A 21,694-nucleotide genomic window follows, 5' to 3' on the forward strand; every position below is an offset into this window, starting at 1 on the left:
AAAATTATCGAAAATCACCGAAAAAAGAAGGCGCATAATTATGCGCCTTGTGGTTATTATTCTTTCTTCAATAAGAAAATACCGTGTTCGGATAAATTCACATAAGCCTGTTTTAAATTCGCATTAAAATCTTCCGGTTTGCAATTTACCAATAAATCCTTACCCGCCCAAGATGCTATCACTTCCCAGTGATTGCCCATATAGACTGCGCTTTTAATCTCACAATGTTGCGCTTCGCTACCTTCCGCCGCAAGAAAAATTGCTTCCGGCCGAATACCTACAAGGCATGGACCATCCGGTAAACTAAATTGTGCCGAATCGGAAAGCGGAATACAGTAGCCGTGAATATTCACCGTACCATTTGCCAATTCGCCGTCAAAAATACTGGATTCGCCCATAAAATTGGCTAAGAACAAAGAGTTCGGACGTAAATAAAGCTCTTTTGCCGGTGCTTTTTGCATAATTTTGCCTTTATTCATCACGATGACTTCATCAGATACCGCAAAGGCCTCGGTTTGGTCATGGGTGACATAAAGGGAAGTGATACCTAGGCTTTGTTGCAGCTCACGGATTTTTTCCCGCATGGCACGACGTAAATTGGCATCCAAATTACTCAATGGTTCATCGAACAGTAACACTTTCGGTTTTAGCACGAGCGCGCGAGCTAGCGCGACGCGTTGTTGCTGACCGCCGGAAATTTGGTCCACATAACGATCTTCAAATCCGGCTAAATCTACCAATTCCAAGGCTTCTTTCACCCGTTGTTTACGCTCTTCCTTGCTCACGTTTTGCATACGCAAGCCGTAGCCTACATTATCGCCGATACTCATATGCGGAAACAGTGCGTAAGATTGGAACACGATACAAATATCGCGGTTTTGAATGGAAGATTTGGTGACATCTTCGCCATCAATGAAAATTTGACCGGAAGTCGGGCTTTCCAAGCCTGCCACTAAACGCAAAACTGTAGTTTTACCGCAGCCGGACGGACCGAGCAAAGTAACCATAGTGCCGCGTTTGATGTTTAAATCCAAATCGTCAATGACCACGGATTTACCAAAAGCTTTAGTGACGTTTTTTAATACTAAGAAATCATTACTCATATTTTTTACCTACAACTTAATTCATTTTTTTCGCTTTGGAACGGGAAATGCGGGTGTCACCGACAATCCAGTCGAAGAATAAAATAATCGCCATCATCACCACGATCAAGATAGAACCGTACGCAATGGCAATACCGTATTCACCGTCTTCAACACGGTTTAAGATGTATGCGGTTGCTACACGGGTATCCGCAGTCACCAAGAAGATGATGGCACTCACTGTCGTCATGGCACGCACGAAACTGGTGACAAGCGCAGAAAGCAAGGCCGGTTTTAATAATGGCAACACAATATACCACAGGGTTTTCCATGAGCTACCTTTCAGAGAAAGGGAGGCTTCGTCTAGGGATTTATCGAGTTGTCCTAAGCCTGCAATCGCCGCACGCATACCAATTGGCAAATCACGCATCACCATGGAAATTACCACGATAATGCTGGTGCCGGTGATGTACATCGGCGCATTGTTAAAGGCAAGAATGTAAGAGACCCCCGCCACGGTGCCCGGTACGGCAAAACAAAGCATGGTTAAGAACTCAAGGGATTTTTTCCCTTGGAAATCTTTACGCACCACAATATAGGCAATTAATAAACCAAAAATGGCGGTAAGTGGTGCCGCGATACCGGCGTAAATTAAGGTATTAATTAAGGAAGGCCACGCACCGTCACTTAATCCTTGTCCGAACAACATGGCGTAGTTCTTCAAGGTTAAGGTATAGTCCACGCCCCAGTTGACGGTGAAGCTTCCGTAGAAAATACTGCCGTATAAGGCAAGGTTGAAGATCACCCAAGCGCCGAGCATGAAAATAATCGTGTATTTCAAGCCGGTAGGGAGTTCTTGTACATCGCCGCGATAAGACTTACCGGAAACAGTTACATAAGAGCGGTTACCAATCCATAAATATTGAATGATAAAAATCGCCAAGGAGAAGATTAACAACATGGAGCCAAGGGTACTGGCGGAAGCGTAATCTAATTGTGAACCGGCAATGTAGAAGTAAATTTGCGTTGCAATCACATCGAAGCTACCGCCCAACACCAACGGGTTACTAAAGTCTGCGAGCGATTGGATGAACACGATGAGGAACGAGTTCGCCAAGGCCGGACGCAGTAATGGGAAAATGATGTTATAGAAGGTTTGGTAACGGTTAGCACGTAAGGTATAAGACGCTTCTTCAATAGATGGATGCACGGATTTTAATGCGCCGTCTAAAATCATGAAGGAAATTGGCGCAAATGCCAAAATCTGTGCAATGGCGATACCGTTAAAACCGTATAACCAGTTGTGGTTGGTGAAACCGAAATAAGTGGATAAAAATTCGGTCACATAACCGGAGCGACCCAACATTAAGGTAACCCCTAATCCAACGACAAACGGTGGTGTAACAATCGGCAAAATAGAAAAGATTTTACCGATAAATGCAGTACGGCGCGCAATACGGGTCGTGTAAAGGGCAAATGCTAAACCGAACACCGTAGAAACGATACCCACGAAACTGGATAGGAATAAGGAGTTACTGATAACGCGCACAATGTAGCTTTGCGTCAAAATACGCATCACTTGTTGTGGTGCAAAGGTCTCTCCGTCGTAGAACATGGAGACAAAAATCGCCAATGTCGGGTAAACAATAAAGAAGAAAATCAGCAACACAATGCACAGCAAGGAGGCAATAATAAATTTGTCGCCTTGCATAATCTTTAACTTCGCCAAAGAGAGCGTAGCAAGTGCGGTGAAAACGATGAGTAAAACGATCACCGAATAGCCCATGCTGATTTTTAGCACGGTGGCGCTGATAAAGGTAAATAGCGTAGCCACTGCTAATAAGTAAAGTTCGGCTTTAGCTTGTGTATTAGGGGGTAATTTCAGCCAAGGTAATAAACCGTACAAAATCACCGGCAAGAACCAAAACGCGGTAATGTTAAAAGATGACCATCCCATGGCATCAAAGAATTCATCGGCGGTGCTGTCAAACAAGCCGTAATCTAAGGCGCGGGAAGGGAGAACAAGAAATGCAACAATGGACAAGATTATCCAAAAATTCGCAGAATATGTGATTGGTAGTTTATTTGCGTTCATACAACCTCGCATAAGTAGAAATAGAGAAGCAATGTAATAGGCATTGCTTCTTTATCTAACAACAATTTATTTAGCTAGTTTAACATCATCAACCCATTTCGTGATTAAACGTTTGCGTAAATCGGTGGCGCCGTATTTGTCAAAATCATAGTTAATCAGGTTAATCGATTTAAAATCCAACGCATAAGGGGATTGTTGCGCTGTGGTATTGGTTAAAATGGAATAAGCTTCGCCTTTTTGCCATGTTAATTCTTGCGCTTCTTTCGATAACGCCCAATCCACGAAAAGTTTCGCATTTTCAAGATTGCGTGCGCCTTTAATTACACTGACTCCACCGATTTCATAGCCTGTACCTTCGCAAGGCACGACTAATTCAACCGGCGCACCTTTGGCTTTTTCTAAGGAATATTCGTGTAAAAAACCGATACCAATTGCGGTTTCACCACGCGCTGTGTTACGGGTGGCTGTGTTACCAGATTTGGTATATTGTGATACGTTTTTATTTAACGCTTTCAAGTAGTTGAAGGCTTCATCTTCACCCCAAAGTTGGATATAGGTGGCTAATTGCGTATAGCCCGTTCCTGAGCTTTGCGGATCCGCTGCTTGAATTTCATTGCGATACATTGGATCGGCTAAATCTTTCCAACATTTTGGCATTGGCAAATTGAGTTTTTTCAAGCGTTCCGGGTTTACGCCAAAACCTAATACGCCAAGATAAATGGCGGAGGAATAATTACCTTTCATTTTAGCCGGATCACGGAACTGCTCTACAATTTGTGACAGATTTGGTGATTTATAAGGCTCTAACAAGCCCATTTCACCTGCTTGGGAATGCGGATCCATGGTGCCACCATACCAAACATCGCCTTGTGGGTTATCTTTTTCCGCATCAATTTTGGCTAGGATAGTACCTGTACCGCCACGAATAAAACTGGTTTTTACATCATACTTTTTCTCGAATGCCATGGCTTCTTGCTCGCACATGGTATTTTGTGCACTGCAATAAATCACCAAGCGACCTTTCGCCACTGCATTGCCACTGAATAACATCCCACCGAGGACTGCACTTGAAAGTGCTACTACAATTTTCGAGAGTTTCATTGGAACACTCCTGTATTTTTTATTTTATGAACGCAAGCCTAGATGATTGCGTCATTAATGAAGATTACTGATAGGGGCAAATGTAATTTGCCCCTACAACGTTATTTCGCTAATTTAACCTCTTGTACCCATTTTTCAATTAAGGCTTTGCGTTGTTCGGTAGCGCCATATTTTTCAAAGTCGTAATTGATCAGGTTCAATTTGTTTGGATCAAACGCGGTCGGAGATTGTTCTGCAGTGGTGTTGGTTAAGATTTGTAAGGATTCGCCTTGTTTCCATGCCAATTCCTGCCCTTCTTTGGATAACGCCCAATCCACGAATAATTTTGCATTATCAAGATTACGTGCGCCTTTTAAGATGCTCACACCGCCTAATTCATACCCGGTACCTTCACAAGGAACCACTAGCTCTAACGGTGCGCCATTACGTTTTTCAAGGGCGTAATCATGTAAGAAGCCGATACCGATGGCCGTTTCGCCGCGTGCCGCATTACGAGACGGAGTGACGCCGGATTTAGTATATTGGGAAACATTCGGATGTAAGGCTTTTAAGTAATCAAAGGCTTGATTTTCACCCCACAGTTGTACAAAAGTCGCTAAGGCGGTGTAAGCCGTACCGGCGCTTTGTGGATCTGCAATTTGCACTTCGCCTTTTAAGCGCGGATCAGTTAAATCTTTCCAGCATTTCGGCACCTCTTTAATGCCTAATTTTTCAAGACGTTCCGTGTTCACACCGAAACCTAAAATTCCCATATAAATGGCGGAAACATAGTGACCTTTGGTTTTTGCCGGGTCGCGGAAGCGTTCTACGATTTCATCAATATGTTTAGATTTGTACGGCTCGATTAAACCGAGCTCGGCAGCTTGAGCCTGAGGGTCAAACGTGCCACCAAACCAAACATCCGCTTGAGGGTTATTTTTTTCTGCTTCCACTTTGGCGAAAGTGCTGCCGGAACCGTTACGAATAAAAGAGGTTTTGACATCATATTTTTCGCCAAAAGCTTTGGTGGTAGTTTCACATAAAATATTTGTGGCACTACAATACACCACTAAACGACCTTGCGCATTTGCTGCAGTGGAAGACAGTAAACCGGCAGCTAAAAATGCGGTTGAAATTGAAAGAGAAATTTTGTTGAACTTCATAATACACACTCCTGTTGGATTAAAACGCCTAGATACTACTCGAAAACAAAAAACAATACCGTGATAACTCTCACAATTTTGAAAAGTAATCCCGAAAATAAAGATGAAATAGACCGTGCTTTTCTTTATAATTCAACGAATTTTTACTTCTTCTATCAGGTTAAATTTATGCCGGATTCATCTTGTATCATCATTGCCATTACCGGCGCTTCCGCTTCCGGAAAAAGTTCCATTGCTTCCACTGTACACAAGGAACTGTGTAACGAATTAGGTTGCGAAGAAATCGGTATTATTGCGGAAGATAGCTACTATAAAGATCAAAGCCATTTAGCAATGAACGAGCGCATAAAAACCAACTATGACCATCCAAACTCGATGGATCGCGATTTACTGATTAAACATTTGCAAGATTTGAAAGCCGGCAAAGCGGTAGATGTACCGGTTTATAGTTATGTCGAACATACTCGAATGAACGAAACTACTCACTTCACACCGAAAAAAATCGTGATTTTAGAAGGTATTCTATTGCTCACGGACGAACGAATACGCCAACAAGCGGATATTTCCGTATTTGTGGATACCCCGTTAGATATTTGTTTTATTCGTCGTTTACAACGCGATATGGAAGAGCGCGGTCGCTCACTCCAATCCGTCATTGAACAATACCGCGCGACTGTTCGCCCGATGTTCTTGCAGTTTATTGAGCCGTCAAAACAATATGCGGATATTGTCATTCCGCGCGGTGGCAAGAACCGCATTGCAATTAATATGTTAAAGGCTCAAATCTTACATCTACTGGATCAAAAATAGGAGAAATTATGCGTCTTTGCGACACCGATATTGAACGCTACTTGAATGATGGCATTATTTCTTTAACGCCGCGTCCGGATAACGACAAAATCAATGGTGCTACGATTGATGTACGTTTGGGAAATTCCTTTCGCGTGTTTCGTGAACATTCCGCACCTTACATTGATTTAAGCGGTCCAAAAGATGAAGTGTCGGCGCAGCTGGAATCGGTAATGAGCGATGAAATTATTATCGGTGACGATGAAGCCTTTTTCTTACACCCCGGCGTGTTGGCGCTTGCCACCACTTTGGAATCGGTAAAACTACCGGCGAATATTATCGGTTGGCTAGACGGGCGTTCTTCTTTAGCGCGTCTGGGCTTAATGGTACATGTCACAGCGCACCGCATTGACCCGGGTTGGGAAGGAAAAATCGTATTAGAGTTTTACAATTCCGGTAAACTGCCGCTAGCTTTACGCCCGAATATGATTATCGGCGCGCTGAGCTTTGAAGTATTAAGCGGAGCGGCCGCGCGTCCGTACAGCAGCCGTAAAGATGCCAAATACAAAAATCAACAAAATGCCGTCGCCAGCCGTATCGGCGAGGACAAATAAATGAAAAAGATCGCACTAAGTCTATCGATCGTGGTGGCTGCGATCTTTGCGTTTTTTTATGTTCAACTTCAACAAGCTAAAAGCTTACTCCTTGAACAACTTGCACAACACGATATTTCGGTAAAATCCCTTAAAGTCGGTTTAATTCCACAGCCTCATTTTTCCATCGAACAATTAAATTATCACACGTTTTCCTTAACACAAACCGAAGGGAAAGTGGCGCTTTTACCTTTGTTTGCGGGCGACGTAAAACTTGAAGAGTTCACCATCGCACAAGCAAAATTAACTCAAAACGCAACAAACAGCGCCAAAATAATGATGCGTTTTGCTAATATTTCTCTAAATAAATTATTCACAAAAGAAATTCTGTTTAGTGGTGCGAATCTTATTTCGGTTGAACTGGCAAAACCAATTTACGGCAAAACGACAAAATATACTTTTACCTTTAATAAAGCCAATCTCGCCCTTCATCAAGATCGTGAATCGCTGTTGCAAATTGACGGAGCAAAACTAAACGAACAGGCGCTCGATTATATCGAAATTCACGCCGATTTTTCTAAACCGCAAAAAGTATTAATCGGCTATATCAAGCCGATTTGCACAACAAATTGCCTTGCGGTATTAAAATTCAACAGTATCGCGCAACAAAGTACGGTTAATTTTTCCGGTAAAAATTTTCCGACAGAACGTTTGCTCACATTACTTAATTTACCCAAAGCGCTCACCGGCACGACGGATTTTAACATTCGACTGGCATTTAATAATTCGGAATTAATCCAAGGAACATTTGATTTTAATGCGCGTGATGGCGAAATTTTAGGTATGAACTTATTAGACTTAGTCACGCAATATTGGCCCATAAACTACCGCGGCGATTTATCGAAGAGACGAATGAGCACCGCATTCGAACGGCTTGATTCTCAACTTTCCTTGGACAACAATTTGCTGCGCGTGAATAAATTTAATCTAATAACACCCGAGCTTTTAGGCCGAGGAAACGGTTTAATTAATTTACATACCATGCAATGCGATGCAATATTAAACTTATCATCTGCCGATGAAAAATATAAAGATTTCACCTTGCCAATTCATTTTTTCGACAGTTGTTATTCCCCTCAATATAAAATTGAATTTAATAAATTTTTTAGAAAGCAATTAAAAGATTTACTTAAAGAGAAATTAAATTAATGTTTAAAAAAATCGAATCCATTCAATATTGGCGTGTAGCGGTAATGGCTTGCGCCGCTTTTATTTTTAATACCACGGAATTCGTACCGGTTGCGTTATTAACCGATATTGCACAAAGTTTTGAGATGCAGACCTCGGAAGTCGGATTGATGATTACGGTTTATGCTTGGACAGTGTTGCTCACGTCATTACCGGGAATGCTGTTGACCGGAAAAATGGAACGTAAAAGCTTGCTAATTAAGCTTTTTGTGATTTTTATTATCGGACATCTCGTTTCGATTATCGCGTGGAATTTTTGGATTTTGCTCATTGCGCGAATGTGCATTGCATTAGCACACGCCATATTTTGGTCGATTACGGCTTCTTTGGTCATGCGCATCGCACCGAAAAATAAGAAAACCCAAGCCCTCGGTATGCTTGCCATCGGTTCTTCGCTGGCTACGATTTTGGGCTTACCGCTGGGCCGCATAATCGGCCAATTCGTTGGATGGCGTGTCACTTTTGCTGTAATTGGCATATTAGCGTTAGCTGCGATGTTCTTAATTATTCGCCTTTTGCCGAATTTACCAAGCAAAAATGCCGGTTCCTTGGCAAGTTTACCGTTATTGGCGAAACGTCCGTTATTGATCGGGATTTATATTACCACCCTCATCCTTGTCGCGGCGCACTTTACCGCTTACACCTATATCGAACCGTTCATGATTCAAATTGGGCAATTGGATCCGAATCTCGCAACCATAATCTTGCTCGTTTTCGGTGTTTCCGGCGTGATTGCCAGCTTACTATTTAATCGCCTATATCGCTTCGGTCCGACTCAATTTATTCTCGGTGCGATGAGCTTATTAGTCGTTTCGCTCGCACTATTGCTTGTCTCGGCGGATTACAAACTCACCATGTTTACGCTCGCTTTCATTTGGGGAATCGGCATCGCTTGCATCGGACTTTCGCTACAAATGCGCGTACTGCAATTTGCCCCCGATGCGACAGATGTCGCCACGGCTATTTATTCGGGCATTTTTAATGCAGGGATCGGTGGCGGCGCCTTGCTTGGCAGCCAAATGATGCGCCACATCGGACTTGAATATATCGGCTTTGCCGGTGCACTCACGGCCATCGTCGGACTCGCCGTCTTTGTGTTCGTTAATGTACGTTATCACGAACAAAACGGCTAAAAATCCCCGGCATGAAACACATGCGCAACATGCCCATATCGCGGCTTTAACGAATCGTTCGCCAAATATAAATTTCACTCTCCAAAATAGCACCGCATTGGAACGGCTTCCAATGCGGTACTATTTCAATACGGCGCCATTTTTAAAGAAGAGTAGTAATAAAAGAGTAACAATAAAAAAGTCGCAATAACCACTGCCACGCCTGTATCAAGCGACCCGATTAGAAACCTTTTAGCGGTCAACATGAAAACAAGCTATCAATTTGCCGTCCGGATATTGCTCCAATTTCGGTTGTGCTTCCCGACATTTTTCCGTGGCTTTCCAACAGCGCGGATTAAAAGCGCAACCTTGCGGTGGATTAATCGGGCTAGGCAATTCACCGGTTAATTTTATACGTTGGCGGCGTAAATACGGTGATAAACGCGGCGTGGCGGAAAGCAAAGCCTGCGTGTAAGGATGCTGCGGATTTGCAAAAATTTGCTCGCTCGAGCCTTGTTCCACACAACGTCCCAGATACATCACCATCACTTCGTCGGCAATATGTTCCACCACGGAAAGATCGTGCGAAATGAACACATAAGAAAGTCCGAGTTCAGACTGCAAATCCATCATCAAATTTAGCACTTGCGCACGCACGGACACATCCAGTGCGGAAACCGGTTCGTCCGCCACCACGATATCCGGCTCAAGCATTAAGCCGCGCGCAATAGCGATTCTTTGGCGTTGACCGCCGGAAAACATATGTGGATAACGGTTATAAAATTCCGGCCGCAAACCGACTTTTGCCATCATCAACAGCACTTTTTCTCTGCGTTCTTTAGCGGAAAGTTTAGTGTTAATAATAAGTGGTTCTTCTAAAATCGAGCCGATTTTTTTACGCGGATTAAGCGACGCATAAGGATTCTGGAAGACAATTTGAATTTTTTTGCGGCGCAAGGCTTTTGTCGCCTTATCTTTTTCTAAAAAATTATGCCCGTTGTAATAAAGCTCACCTTCCGTTGGCTCTTCAATCATGGTGAGTAAACGCCCGAGTGTCGATTTTCCACAACCGGACTCCCCGACAATAGCAAGGGTTTTACCTCGTTCCAAGCGGAATGAAATGCCATCTAAAGCCTTCACTTGCTGCGGTTTGGCGAACAAGCCTTTTTTTACCGGATAATACTTTTTTAAGCCGACGGCACGTAAAAGTGGCATCTCGGACAATGGCGCATTTCCTTTAATTTCGATCGTCATCGTTTATTCTCCTTGATACTCCACCGGTTTGCCTTGCGCATTCAACGGCGTATGGCACTTCACTTTGCGCATTCCAATGCGGTGCTGTTTCGGCTCTACGCGACGACAATGCTCGGTGGCATACGGACAACGCGGGTTAAGCAAACAACCGGTCGGGCGATCATAACGTCCGGGTACCACGCCGGGAAGCGATGCCAAACGCGCCTTGCCTTCGGCAAATTCCGGCAAGGAATGCAACAACGCTTGCGTGTAAGGATGTTTCGGTTCACGGAAAATCTCTTCCGCACGACCTTCCTCCACCACTTGTCCGGCATACATCACAATAATGCGATGCGCGGCTTCAGCCACGAGCGCTAAATCGTGGGTAATTAAAATCAACGACATACATTCTTTTTTCTGTAAATCGAGCAATAAATCCATAATTTGCGCTTGAATCGTCACATCCAAGGCGGTGGTCGGTTCATCGGCGATCAATAATTTGGGCTTGCAGGCAATCGCCATCGCGATCATCACGCGCTGGCTCATGCCGCCGGACAATTGATGCGGATACGCATCAATACGGGATTCCGGATCAGGAATGCCGACTAAACGTAACAATGCCAAAGTGCGTTCGCGTCTGGTTTTTCGGCTTCCCCCCTCATGCGCTTGCAAGGCTTCCATAATTTGAAAACCGATGGTGTACGCGGGATTAAGGCTGGTCATCGGGTCTTGAAAAATCATTGCTACGTCGGCACCAATCAGTTGACGTTTTGCTTTATCGTTAAGCTTAAGCAAATCTTGATTTTCAAAAGTTAATTCTTCAGCCAACACTCGTCCGGGGAAATCAATTAACCCCATAATTGCCAAGGAACTTACCGATTTACCCGAACCTGACTCGCCGACAATACCCAGCACTTCGCCTTGTTCCACCTGATAACTAATGCAATCCACCGCTTTAAAAGGTGCGTTTTTATCGCCGAAATGAACAGAAAGTTCTTTTACATCTAATAATGCCATTCTGTTTTCCTATTGTTTAAGTTTCGGATCAAGCGCGTCACGTAAGCCGTCGCCCATTAAGTTAAAAGCCAGTACAAGAGATAAAATCACCAAGCCGGGAATCGTTACCAGCCAGTTCGCCGCCTGCATAAAACTGCGCGCTTCAGATAGCATCGTGCCGAGTTCCGGTGTCGGCGGTTTCGCCCCGATGCCCAAAAAGCCAAGTGTCGCCAATTCTAAAATCGCGTTGGAAATCCCCATCGTCATTTGTACGATTAACGGCGCCAGACAGTTCGGCAAAATCACAATAAACATTAACCGTAAAACGCCTGCACCTGCGACTTTAGAAGAAATCACATAATCGCGATTTTTTTCATTCATTACCGCCGCACGGGTTAGGCGCACATAACTAGGAATGGAAACCACTGCAATGGCCAAGGTGGCATTTGCTAATGAAGGCTCTAAAATCGAAACCACGACAATCGTCAACAGCAAATTCGGAATAGCAAGCATAATATCGATCAGACGCACAATCACCGTATCCAACACACCGCCGTAATAGCCGGCAAATAAGCCAAGGCCGGTACCTAAAATACAGGACAGCAGCACAATCACAAGACCGGCAAAAACGGAAATCCGCGTACCATAAATAATGCGCGAAAAAATATCACGGCCGATATCGTCGGTACCGAGCAAATATGCGGGATTGCCGCCCTCATACCAAGCGGGCGGCAGTAGCAATGCGGTGCGATTTTGTTCCGCCGGATCAAAAGGCGCGATGTACGGCGCGAAAATACTGATGAGCGCGATGAAAAGAATAAAAATTAAACCGATTAACGCTCCGCGATTTTGTTTAAAATAAAACCAAAATTCCTGCAAAGGCGTTCTTGGCGTTAAAATTGAAGTCGTGTCTGCCATCATTTCTCCCAATTAATGACGAATACGCGGATTCACCACGCCGTAAAGTAAATCAATAGTCAAATTCACCGCAATAATAATGGTGGCGATAATCAATACCGAACCTTGCAACACCGGATAATCGCGCGCGTGAATCGCATCAATAATCCATTTACCAATACCCGGCCAAGAAAAGATCGTTTCCGTCAGCACCGCACCGGAAAGCAGTTGCCCGACAATCAGTCCGACTACCGTCACCACCGGAATCAACGCATTACGCAAAGCGTGCACAATCACGATACGGGAGTAACTTAAACCTTTCGCTTTGGCCGTGCGAATATAATCTTCGCCCAATACTTCAAGCATTGCCGAACGGGTCATGCGAGTAATAATCGCAAGCGGAATCGTACCAAGCACAATGGCTGGAAGAATTAACGATTTCAGCGCATTTTCAAACGCGCCGGGCACACCGGAAAGCCAAGTATCAATCAGCATAAAACCGGTCGGTGTATCGATCCAAAAATCATTTTCTAAGCGTCCGCCTTGCGGCAAACCTAAGAGCGGCGAAACGTATAAAATCAGAATCAACCCCCACCAGAAAATCGGCATGGAATAACCCGTCAGTGATACAGCCGTCACCGTATGTGAAATCCAGCTCTCTTTTTTTATCGCCGCAAAAGTGCCGAAAATAATGCCCCCCAGTAACGACCAAAACAGCGCAAAAAACGCCAATTCCGCCGTTGCCGGAAAAAGCGTAAAGAATTCCGAAATGACAGGTTGCTGAGTGCGAAAAGAGGAACCGAAATCTCCTCGAATCACATTGCCGATGTAATTGAAATATTGCTGATACAAAGGCAGATCAAGGCCAAGTTGATGGATCATTTGCTGATGAACTTCCGGCGTTAAACCGCGCTCGCCCATCATAATCTCCACCGGATCGCCGGGAATAAAATGAACAAGCGCAAAGGTGATAAAAGTAATCGCAATGAAAGTAGGAATCACCATTAAAATACGTTTGAAAATAAATTTAAACATTCAATCACTCAACAAATAACAAAAAATGCGGTTAAAAATTGACCGCACTTTTCTCTTCAACATCAATGGGAAACATTAAAAACCGCCAGATTCTACCGTACTTGTCGGTATTTTTCCAAATTACCTGTTGTTATCAATCATTCCTTTTCGGCATATCGTAACGCCGGAATAAGCGGTATTACGTAATCAATATGAAGTCGATTAGCGCAGCGATTAATCAGAGAATTGACGGGCGATATAAGCCGGCTAAAAGCTCGAAGGATTCGTTGAAAGGTAAAAATAGCACCGCATTGAAAGCGCCTCCAATGCGGTGCTGTTTCCGCCCAAAACCGACAAGCGGGTTAAAATTATTTCACGTTAGCCGGAACAAGCATGATTTAATACAAGGTAAAATTACCGCACTTTTTCCAATTTCGCCAAATGCGCAATCAACCACTTAATTCCCTGCGCTTGGAATGCGATTTGCAGACGCGTGTTGTTATCCGAACCTTCCACATTAATCACCGTGCCAAAGCCGAATTTCTCGTGTTTCACTTTTTGTCCCATTTTCCATTCGTTTTCGTTTGGATTTGAATGAGACAGCGAACCGACTTTCGCCAAATTCATCGCACGTGTCACCGTGCCGCGTAAACGAATTTCTTGAATGCATTCTTGCGGTAACTCGGCAATAAAACGCGACGGCAAATGGCGTTCTTCTTTCGCATACAAACGACGACTTTCGGCATAAGAAATCGTCAATTTTTGTTTTGCGCGCGTAATCCCCACGTAAGCCAAACGGCGCTCTTCTTCCAAGCGCCCCGGCTCTTCAAAAGAACGAAAACTCGGGAACAGGCCTTCTTCTACCCCCACCATAAACACGCGAGGAAACTCTAAACCTTTTGCCGAGTGCAACGTCATCATTTCCACGCTGGATTGATGCGGTGACGCTTGCTCTTCGCCCGCTTCAAGGGAGGCGTGGGTTAAAAAGGCAGTGAGATCCGTCATTTCTTCGGCTTCATCAGGTTTTACAAATTCACGGGTTGCACTCACCAACTCTTCCAAGTTTTCAATCCGTACTTCTCCCTTTTCGCCTTTTTCTTGCTGATACATATCGTATAAACCGGAATGTTTAATCACAAAATCCGTTTGGGCAAAAAGTGGCATTTCGGCAGTGTCAAGTTGCAAAGAATTAATTAATTCTTGGAATCGTAATAATGCGGTGGAAGCGCGCCCGGTCAGCCTATTTTCTTGTGTCGCCACTTGTACCGCTTGCCATAAGGTAATTTGGCGTTCGCGCGTGAGATGACGCAACACTTCTAACGTGCGCTCGCCAATACCGCGTGTCGGCGTATTAATCACGCGTTCAAATGCCGCATCGTCTTGGCGATTATTAATCAAACGTAAATAGGCTAAAGCATCTTTGATTTCTTGGCGTTCAAAGAATCGCATTCCGCCGTAAATTCGATAAGGAATTTGGCAACGAATCAAGGCTTCTTCAATCACACGCGACTGGCTGTTACTGCGATAAAGCACCGCGCAATCGTCTAGTTTTCCGCCGTTATCCACCCAATCTTGAATTTGCGAAGCCACAAATTTAGCTTCATCTAATTCATTGAAGGCGGCGTAAATGCCCACAGGCTCGCCTTTTTCACCGTCCGTCCATAAATTCTTACCGAGGCGATCGCCGTTGTTAGCAATCAATTCGTTCGCACTGTTTAGGATATTGGCGGTAGAACGGTAATTTTGCTCAAGTCGAATGGTTTCTGCTTTAAAATCTTTCAAAAATTTTTGGATATTTTCGATCTGCGCACCGCGCCAACCGTAAATGGATTGATCGTCATCACCCACAATCATCACATTGCCGGTTTGCCCCGCCAGAATTTTGATCCATTGGTATTGGATTTTGTTGGTATCCTGGAACTCGTCCACCAAAATATGTCGGAAGCGCTGCTGATAACGCTGTAAAATCAACGGTTTTTTATCAAACAATTCATAAGCGCGAATTAAAAGCTCGGCAAAATCCACGAGGCCGGCGCGATCACAAGTATCTTGATAAATCTGATAAATCTTAATCCATTCGCGTTCTTGGCGATCGTTAAAATCTTCAATTTCGTGCGGCCGCAAACCCTCGTCTTTTTTATTGTTGATGTACCAACAAGCCTGCTTCGGCGGAAACGCTTTTTCGTCGTAGTTGTGCAGTTTTAACAAACGTTTTAACAAACGCAGCTGATCTTCCGAATCCAGAATTTGGAAATCTTGCGGCAACCCCACATCTAAATGATGCGCGCGTAACAAGCGGTGCGCGATGCTGTGAAAAGTGCCGATCCACATACCGAATAAGTTCGTTTGAGAATACTTGCCCAAGGTGGTTTGAATGCGGTGCCGCATTTCAGCTGCAGCTTTGTTGGTGAACGTTACCGCCATAATGCTGCCTTCGGAAATATTTTCCACAGCGACAAGCCATGCAATTCGATGGGTCAACACACGGGTTTTACCGCTCCCTGCGCCCGCCAACACCAAATAATTGCCCAACGGCGCGCCGACCGCTTCCCGTTGTTTATCATTCAAACCGTCAAGTAATTCGGAAATGTCCATTTTGTTTATTTTATCTGTGTAAATTTACAGGGGATTATAGTGATATTTTGACGGTTAGACAATGAGGAATTCGTCGTCCGTGGCCGATTTTGGTGCTTGATTGATGCCTTCTTGCGAATCTGCAAAGCACATCGGAAAAGGCATTGTCGAACATAAAAAATAGCACCGCATTGGAGCAAGTTCCAATGCGGTGCTGTTACGCGATACAAACGCCGGAAGTTTATTTCCGGATCGCCGCCGTTTCATTGTAATCTTCGCAAAATCGCACTTTAGCTTCGGCAATTGCTTCAGCGACGCGCAACGGCGAAACGCCGCCTTTGGCACAACGTTTATTCAAGCAAGATTGAAGTGAAAGAATTTCGTACACATCATCACCCACGACTTCACTGAATTGGCGGAATTCCGGAATAGTTAAATCTTCCAAGCCTTTGCCTTTTTTAATTGCGTAAACCACGGTTTCGCCCACGATATGATGCGAGTCACGGAACGGTACACCTTTTGCCACCAAATAATCGGCAAGCTCCGTTGCATTAGAATAGCCCTTTAACGCCGCTTCACGAGTGCGTTCCACATTTACTTTCAATTCGTCTAACACAAAGGTCGCCATATCAACGCAATCTTGCCACGTATCTAAAGCGTCAAAAATGCCTTCTTTATCTTCCTGCATATCTTTGTTATAGGCCAACGGCAAACCTTTTAAAGTCATTAACATACCGGTTAACGCCCCCATTACGCGGCCTGCTTTGCCGCGGATTAATTCGCATGCATCCGGATTTTTCTTTTGCGGCATTAAAGAAGAACCGGACGTAACACGATCGGATAATTCCACGAAATTTGCTTCGCCGCTATTGAAAATAATCATATCTTCTGCAAAGCGGGAAAGATGCGCCATACTTAATGCAGCGGTTGAAAGTAATTCGACGATATGATCGCGGTCGGACACGCTGTCCAGGCTGTTACGCGTCGCGAAGGCAAAACCCAAATCTTGTGCCAACGCCTCGCGATCTACCGCATACGCGGTACCGGCAAGCGCACCGCTACCAAGCGGGCAACTGTTCATACGTTTGTACGCATCGGCCAGACGGCCGTAATCGCGTTCAAACATTTCTACGTATGCCATGCACCAATGTGCAAAAGTAATCGGTTGCGCACGTTGCAAATGGGTGTAACCCGGCATAACAGCATCTTGCGTATTTTCCGCAGTTTGCACCAAATGTCGTTGCAAATTGCGGATGGAATCTTGCAATTCAATTACGCGCTCTTTGCACCACAATTTGATATCAAGGGCTACTTGGTCGTTACGGCTACGGCCGGTATGTAATTTTTTACCCAAATTGCCTACTTTATCGATGAGTTTACTTTCCACCCAGCTGTGAATATCTTCCGCATCGTCTTGCAAAATCGCTTGCGGATTCGAGCGCACTTCAATTAATAATTCGTTTAACGCTTGCTCCAACTGTTGTTGCTCTTCTTGCTTCAATACATTCACTTTTACCAAGGCTTTTGACCAACCGATAGAACCGGCAATATCTTGTTCCGCCAAACGGAAATCAAAACGTAATGAATCGTTAAAATCTTTAAAACGCTTGTCTGCAGCCTGCGTAAAACGTCCACCCCAAAGTGCCATAATATTTCCTCTATGTCTTATATGCGACCGCCCAAACGGCCAAGCAAAGTAATTATTTATTACATTATTATGCATAAATATGCACAAATCAAGTTTTACTTCAGAAAATAAAAAACTTCCTCAAAATCTCCCTCACCACATCATAAAAATGCCTGATTTTTTTATAACAAGAACTAGACACCACGCGGTTTTAGTGATACCTTACGCACCGCTTTTTGGACGCCAGTCCTCCATTCATTCACTCAACTCTCATTCATTCCAACGATTATTCATTATGCATTTAACAGAACTTAAAAATATGCCTGTTTCCGATCTCGTGAAACTCGGCGAAGAGCAAATGGGCCTAGAAAATTTAGCGCGTTTGCGCAAGCAAGATATTGTCTTTGCCATTTTAAAACAACACGCAAAAGGCGGTGAAGACATCTTCGGCGGCGGCGTATTGGAAATTTTACCGGATGGCTTTGGCTTCCTCCGTTCGGCAGACAGTTCCTATTTAGCCGGCCCTGACGATATTTATGTCAGCCCAAGCCAAATTCGTCGCTTCAATTTGCAAACCGGAGACAAAATCGAAGGAAAAATTCGACCGCCGAAAGAAGGCGAACGCTATTTTGCCCTCCTCAAAGTAGATCAAGTCAATGACGACAAACCGGAAGTTTCCCGCAGCAAAATCCTTTTCGAAAACTTAACCCCATTACATGCCAATTCCCGTTTAAAAATGGAACGCGGCAACGGCTCTACCGAAGATTTAACCGCCCGCATTTTAGATTTAGCCTCTCCGATTGGGAAAGGTCAGCGCGGTTTAATCGTGGCGCCGCCGAAAGCGGGTAAAACTATGTTGCTGCAAAATATCGCGCAAAGCATTACCCATAATTACCCTGATGTCGAACTTATCGTATTATTGATCGATGAGCGCCCGGAAGAAGTAACGGAAATGCAACGCTCCGTAAAAGGCGAAGTGATTGCTTCTACCTTCGACGAACCGGCAACCCGTCACGTTCAAGTGGCGGAAATGGTGATCGAAAAAGCCAAACGTTCCGTCGAACACAAAAAAGACGTGGTCATTTTGCTTGACTCCATTACCCGTTTGGCGCGTGCTTACAATACCGTCACTCCGGCATCCGGTAAAATTTTATCCGGTGGGGTGGACGCCAACGCGTTACATCGTCCAAAACGTTTCTTCGGCGCGGCGCGTAACGTGGAAGAAGGCGGCAGCCTAACTATTATCGCTACCGCGTTAGTGGATACCGGCTCAAAAATGGACGAAGTAATCTTCGAGGAATTTAAAGGCACCGGTAACATGGAATTGCACCTATCCCGTAAAATCGCGGAAAAACGCGTGTTCCCGGCAATCGACTTCAACCGCTCCGGCACCCGTAAAGAGGACTTGCTCACCGCTCCTGATGAGTTACAAAAAATGTGGATTCTACGCAAAATCCTTAATCCGATGGGCGAAGTGGAAGCGATGGAATGGCTCATTGACAAACTTGGCATGGCCAAAACTAACGAAGAATTTTTTGAAATTATGAAACGCTCATAATTCAAAACACAAAAGAAAAATAACTGTGCGGCCTCTGCACAATTCGTCGCATTTAATTAGAGGATCGGGCGCTGTAATCCAGTACTCGATCCTTTTTGTTTGGCTTGGTATGCCTGTGATTCTCGGTCAACAAAATCAAATCGATTTTAGGCTTAATCTTGTGACCGATTGTTTTCTTTAATTTTCAAAGTGTTTCTAGCTTAAGCGATAAGCATAATTTTGAAATGATGTGATGGTCGCACAAAGCGGAAAATTACACTCACAAAATAGCACCGCATTGGAAGCGGCTCCAATGCGGTGCTATTTTGGAATGCCAATCCACGTTCCGACTCAAAAGCCGTTTTTACATATTTACAGCATTCAGTTGAGCTTTAATCTTACATTTTGAAAAAAGCAAAGGTCACTTTTTATGAATGAGACGCAGTGGAAAATAAATTAATTACCAACACGCCGGCAATAATTAAGCCGATGCCGATGAGGCCCGCCGTATCAATTCTTTGCCCGAAGACAAAATAGGCGACAAGCGTAGTCAAAACAATGCCCACACCTGACCAAATCGCATAAACCAAGCCGACCGGTAACGTACGGAAAACAATGGAAACCAAATAAAAAGATACGGCATAAAGGCCTAACGAGCCGACCGTTGGTAACGATTTTGTAAAACCGTCGCTTAGTTTTAGTAAATTGGTTGCGACGATTTCCAGACAAATGGAGAACGCGAGTAAAATCCAAGGGTTCATTGATTCCTCATAAAAGAAAAGTCCTCATAAAAAAGAGGCGCAGTCTGCGCCTCTTCCGCTTAAACAAATATGTTCTTAACAATCTTGTTTACCAAATTCGGCTTGACGAAGAATATTGCGTACGGCTTCGTCAAATGCAGCAAGCACTTGTTCGGCATGTTTCGGATCGCTACCGCGGGCGTCGAGGTAGAACTTGATTTTCGGTTCCGTACCGGACGGACGGGCGATGAGACGACTACCATTTTCCAGCACGAACACCAGAATGTCACTTTGGCGATCAGTTTTGGTGTGATCGATAAATTGCGCCACATTCACACCGCCGATTACACTAGGCGGATTATTGCGAAATGCGCTCATTAATTTGCCAATTTCAGACAGATCGCTTACGCGAATAGAAATTTGTCCACTTACATAAGCGCCGAATTCTTTGGTGAATTCCGCCGCGTAATCCGCTAGGGTTTTGCCTTGTTTTTTCAGATTACGGACTAAATCCAAGAACATGATGGCGGCGGAAATGCCATCTTTGTCGCGCACTTTATCCGGGTCCACCAAATAACCGAGGGCTTCTTCAAAGCCGAATAACAAGCCTTGCACTTTACCGATATATTTAAACCCGGTGAGCGTTTCTTGTGATTCAAAACCATAGCGTTTGGCAATTTCCGCCAGCGCAGGCGAGGAAACTAAGGAGCAAGCGAATATGCCTTTTTTGCCTTGTACATGATATTGTTTTGCCAAATACCAGCCTAAGAAACAACCAACCACATTGCCGTGCAGCGGTTTCCAGTTGCCTTGCGCATCAGGCACGGCCACCGCCAGTCGATCGGCGTCGGGATCATTCGCAATAATAAATTCGGCGTTGTTTTCTTTTGCTATTTTAATCGCCAAATCCAACGCGCCTTTTTCTTCCGGATTCGGGAAGTTGACGGTCGGGAACGTACCGTCCGGCCATACTTGTTCGGCAACAATATGCGGTTGCGGCAATCCCGCTTTTGCCAAGGTTTTGCTCAACACTTCGTAACCCACGCCATGCATGGCGGTATAAACATAGTTAATATTTGCTTGTGGCTCTTTGGCGAGAGAGGCGGTTTTTGCAATATAGGCATCCACCACGGCGTCGTCTAATACCACATATTCCTGACTGCGCGGTAAATCTTTCACGCTACCGGCGGCGACCTTATCAATTAACGCCGCGATTTGTTGATCTGCCGGTGAAACGATTTGCCCACCGCCGTTCGCTTTGCCTAAATACACTTTGTAACCATTATCTTCCGGTGGGTTATGGCTGGCGGTGACCATCACACCGGCGGTAGTGTCGAAATATTGAATGGCGTAAGCCAGTACCGGTGTCGGTAATTTGCGCGGTAATAAATAAGCTTTGATACCGGCACCTGCCATAATTTCGGCGGTATCGCGCGCGAACACATCGGAGTTTTTACGTCCGTCGTAGCCAATCACAATGGAAGGTTGTTGGTCGTATTCTTTTAAGAACAATGCCAAACCGCCGGCAGCCTGCGCCACCAACACACGGTTCATGCCCATGGAACCCGCTTGCAAACGACCGCGCAAACCGGCGGTACCGAATTGTAAGCGTCCATCAAAACGCGCCTGTAATTCCGTTTCCGCTGCTTTATCGCCCGCTTTCGCCGCATTTAAAAGTGTGTTTAACTCCGCGCGGGTTTCTGCATCAGGATCTTGATTCAACCAATTTTGAGCTATATTGAAGAGAGTTGTCATAGTTCACCTTCCTAAGTTAAAAGACAATTACGAATTGCGGATAGACTAGCGGAAAAACGGTAAAATTTAAACGCCTATTTAGTGAAACTTTGATCTAAATAACACTTTTCGTACCGCCCATCGCTCATAAAAAACGGCATTCGATTTTCTCGTATGCCG

The 21,694-nt window shown here is 44.6% G+C and carries 17 protein-coding genes; 5 read left to right on the top strand and 12 right to left on the bottom strand.

Annotated elements, in window-relative coordinates:
• Nucleotides 1-56: 56 nt before the first annotated feature.
• The 4 genes from fbpC to AB3F25_RS06700 all read right to left on the bottom strand — a co-directional run bounded on the left by fbpC (nucleotide 57) and on the right by AB3F25_RS06700 (nucleotide 5,420).
• Nucleotides 57-1,103, bottom strand: a complete 1,047-nt coding sequence (gene fbpC / locus AB3F25_RS06685; RefSeq protein WP_373603086.1) for a ferric ABC transporter ATP-binding protein — start codon at nucleotides 1,101-1,103, stop codon at nucleotides 57-59.
• Between the two features lie 16 nt (nucleotides 1,104-1,119).
• Entirely contained in the window at nucleotides 1,120-3,177 is a 2,058-nt protein-coding gene (locus AB3F25_RS06690; protein ID WP_373603087.1) for an ABC transporter permease, read from the bottom strand.
• A gap of 66 nt (nucleotides 3,178-3,243) precedes the next feature.
• A complete protein-coding gene (locus AB3F25_RS06695; RefSeq protein WP_373603088.1) occupies nucleotides 3,244-4,278 on the bottom strand; it encodes an ABC transporter substrate-binding protein in 1,035 nt (344 codons plus the stop codon).
• A 101-nt stretch (nucleotides 4,279-4,379) separates the two neighbouring features.
• On the bottom strand, nucleotides 4,380-5,420 hold the full coding sequence (locus AB3F25_RS06700) for an ABC transporter substrate-binding protein (protein WP_373603089.1): 1,041 nt from the start codon (nucleotides 5,418-5,420) through the stop codon (nucleotides 4,380-4,382).
• Between the two features lie 168 nt (nucleotides 5,421-5,588).
• Between AB3F25_RS06700 and udk the strand changes: the two genes are divergently transcribed.
• From udk to AB3F25_RS06720, 4 genes are read left to right on the top strand one after another with little or no spacing between them, the layout of a single operon-like run.
• Entirely contained in the window at nucleotides 5,589-6,230 is a 642-nt protein-coding gene (udk, locus tag AB3F25_RS06705; RefSeq protein ID WP_373603090.1) for a uridine kinase, read from the top strand.
• An 8-nt stretch (nucleotides 6,231-6,238) separates the two neighbouring features.
• The gene (gene dcd / locus AB3F25_RS06710) at nucleotides 6,239-6,823 is read left to right on the top strand and encodes a dCTP deaminase (RefSeq protein ID WP_373603091.1); all 585 of its coding nucleotides are present in this window, start codon (nucleotides 6,239-6,241) and stop codon (nucleotides 6,821-6,823) included.
• Entirely contained in the window at nucleotides 6,824-8,011 is a 1,188-nt protein-coding gene (locus tag AB3F25_RS06715) for an AsmA-like C-terminal region-containing protein (protein ID WP_373603092.1), read from the top strand.
• Nucleotides 8,011-9,183: a sugar transporter gene (locus tag AB3F25_RS06720; RefSeq protein WP_373603093.1), complete on the top strand. Its 1,173-nt coding sequence runs from the start codon at nucleotides 8,011-8,013 to the stop codon at nucleotides 9,181-9,183. The genes AB3F25_RS06715 and AB3F25_RS06720 overlap by 1 nt, the downstream gene beginning before the upstream one ends.
• A gap of 231 nt (nucleotides 9,184-9,414) precedes the next feature.
• On the opposite strand, the gene AB3F25_RS06725 is transcribed toward AB3F25_RS06720, so the two are convergent.
• The 6 genes from AB3F25_RS06725 to argH form a co-directional block, all read right to left on the bottom strand.
• A complete protein-coding gene (locus AB3F25_RS06725; protein WP_373603094.1) occupies nucleotides 9,415-10,416 on the bottom strand; it encodes a peptide ABC transporter ATP-binding protein in 1,002 nt (333 codons plus the stop codon).
• A gap of 3 nt (nucleotides 10,417-10,419) precedes the next feature.
• Nucleotides 10,420-11,412 (bottom strand): dipeptide ABC transporter ATP-binding protein, encoded by a 993-nt coding sequence (gene dppD, locus AB3F25_RS06730; RefSeq protein WP_373603095.1) that lies wholly within the window; start codon nucleotides 11,410-11,412, stop codon nucleotides 10,420-10,422.
• Nucleotides 11,413-11,421: 9 nt separating this feature from the next.
• On the bottom strand, nucleotides 11,422-12,309 hold the full coding sequence (locus AB3F25_RS06735) for an ABC transporter permease subunit (protein ID WP_373603096.1): 888 nt from the start codon (nucleotides 12,307-12,309) through the stop codon (nucleotides 11,422-11,424).
• Nucleotides 12,310-12,321: 12 nt separating this feature from the next.
• Nucleotides 12,322-13,323, bottom strand: a complete 1,002-nt coding sequence (locus AB3F25_RS06740; protein WP_373603097.1) for an ABC transporter permease subunit — start codon at nucleotides 13,321-13,323, stop codon at nucleotides 12,322-12,324.
• A gap of 393 nt (nucleotides 13,324-13,716) precedes the next feature.
• A complete protein-coding gene (gene uvrD / locus AB3F25_RS06745) occupies nucleotides 13,717-15,897 on the bottom strand; it encodes a DNA helicase II (protein ID WP_373603098.1) in 2,181 nt (726 codons plus the stop codon).
• Nucleotides 15,898-16,117: 220 nt separating this feature from the next.
• Nucleotides 16,118-17,524, bottom strand: coding sequence for an argininosuccinate lyase (argH, locus tag AB3F25_RS06750; RefSeq protein WP_373603099.1), 1,407 nt, complete (start codon nucleotides 17,522-17,524; stop codon nucleotides 16,118-16,120).
• Nucleotides 17,525-17,798: 274 nt separating this feature from the next.
• On the opposite strand from argH, the gene rho reads away from it, so the two are divergent.
• On the top strand, nucleotides 17,799-19,061 hold the full coding sequence (gene rho, locus AB3F25_RS06755) for a transcription termination factor Rho (RefSeq protein WP_373603100.1): 1,263 nt from the start codon (nucleotides 17,799-17,801) through the stop codon (nucleotides 19,059-19,061).
• A gap of 407 nt (nucleotides 19,062-19,468) precedes the next feature.
• Here the strand turns inward: rho and AB3F25_RS06760 are convergent, their stop codons facing one another.
• Complete coding sequence (locus tag AB3F25_RS06760) at nucleotides 19,469-19,801, bottom strand: multidrug efflux SMR transporter (RefSeq protein WP_373603101.1); 333 nt, start codon at nucleotides 19,799-19,801, stop codon at nucleotides 19,469-19,471.
• A 75-nt stretch (nucleotides 19,802-19,876) separates the two neighbouring features.
• Nucleotides 19,877-21,535: a phospho-sugar mutase gene (locus tag AB3F25_RS06765; RefSeq protein ID WP_373603102.1), complete on the bottom strand. Its 1,659-nt coding sequence runs from the start codon at nucleotides 21,533-21,535 to the stop codon at nucleotides 19,877-19,879.
• Between the last annotated feature and the right edge of the window lie 159 nt (nucleotides 21,536-21,694).

The organism is Aggregatibacter sp. HMT-949 (assembly GCF_041734645.1).
In the GTDB taxonomy this organism is placed as follows: Bacteria; Pseudomonadota; Gammaproteobacteria; order Enterobacterales; family Pasteurellaceae; genus Rodentibacter.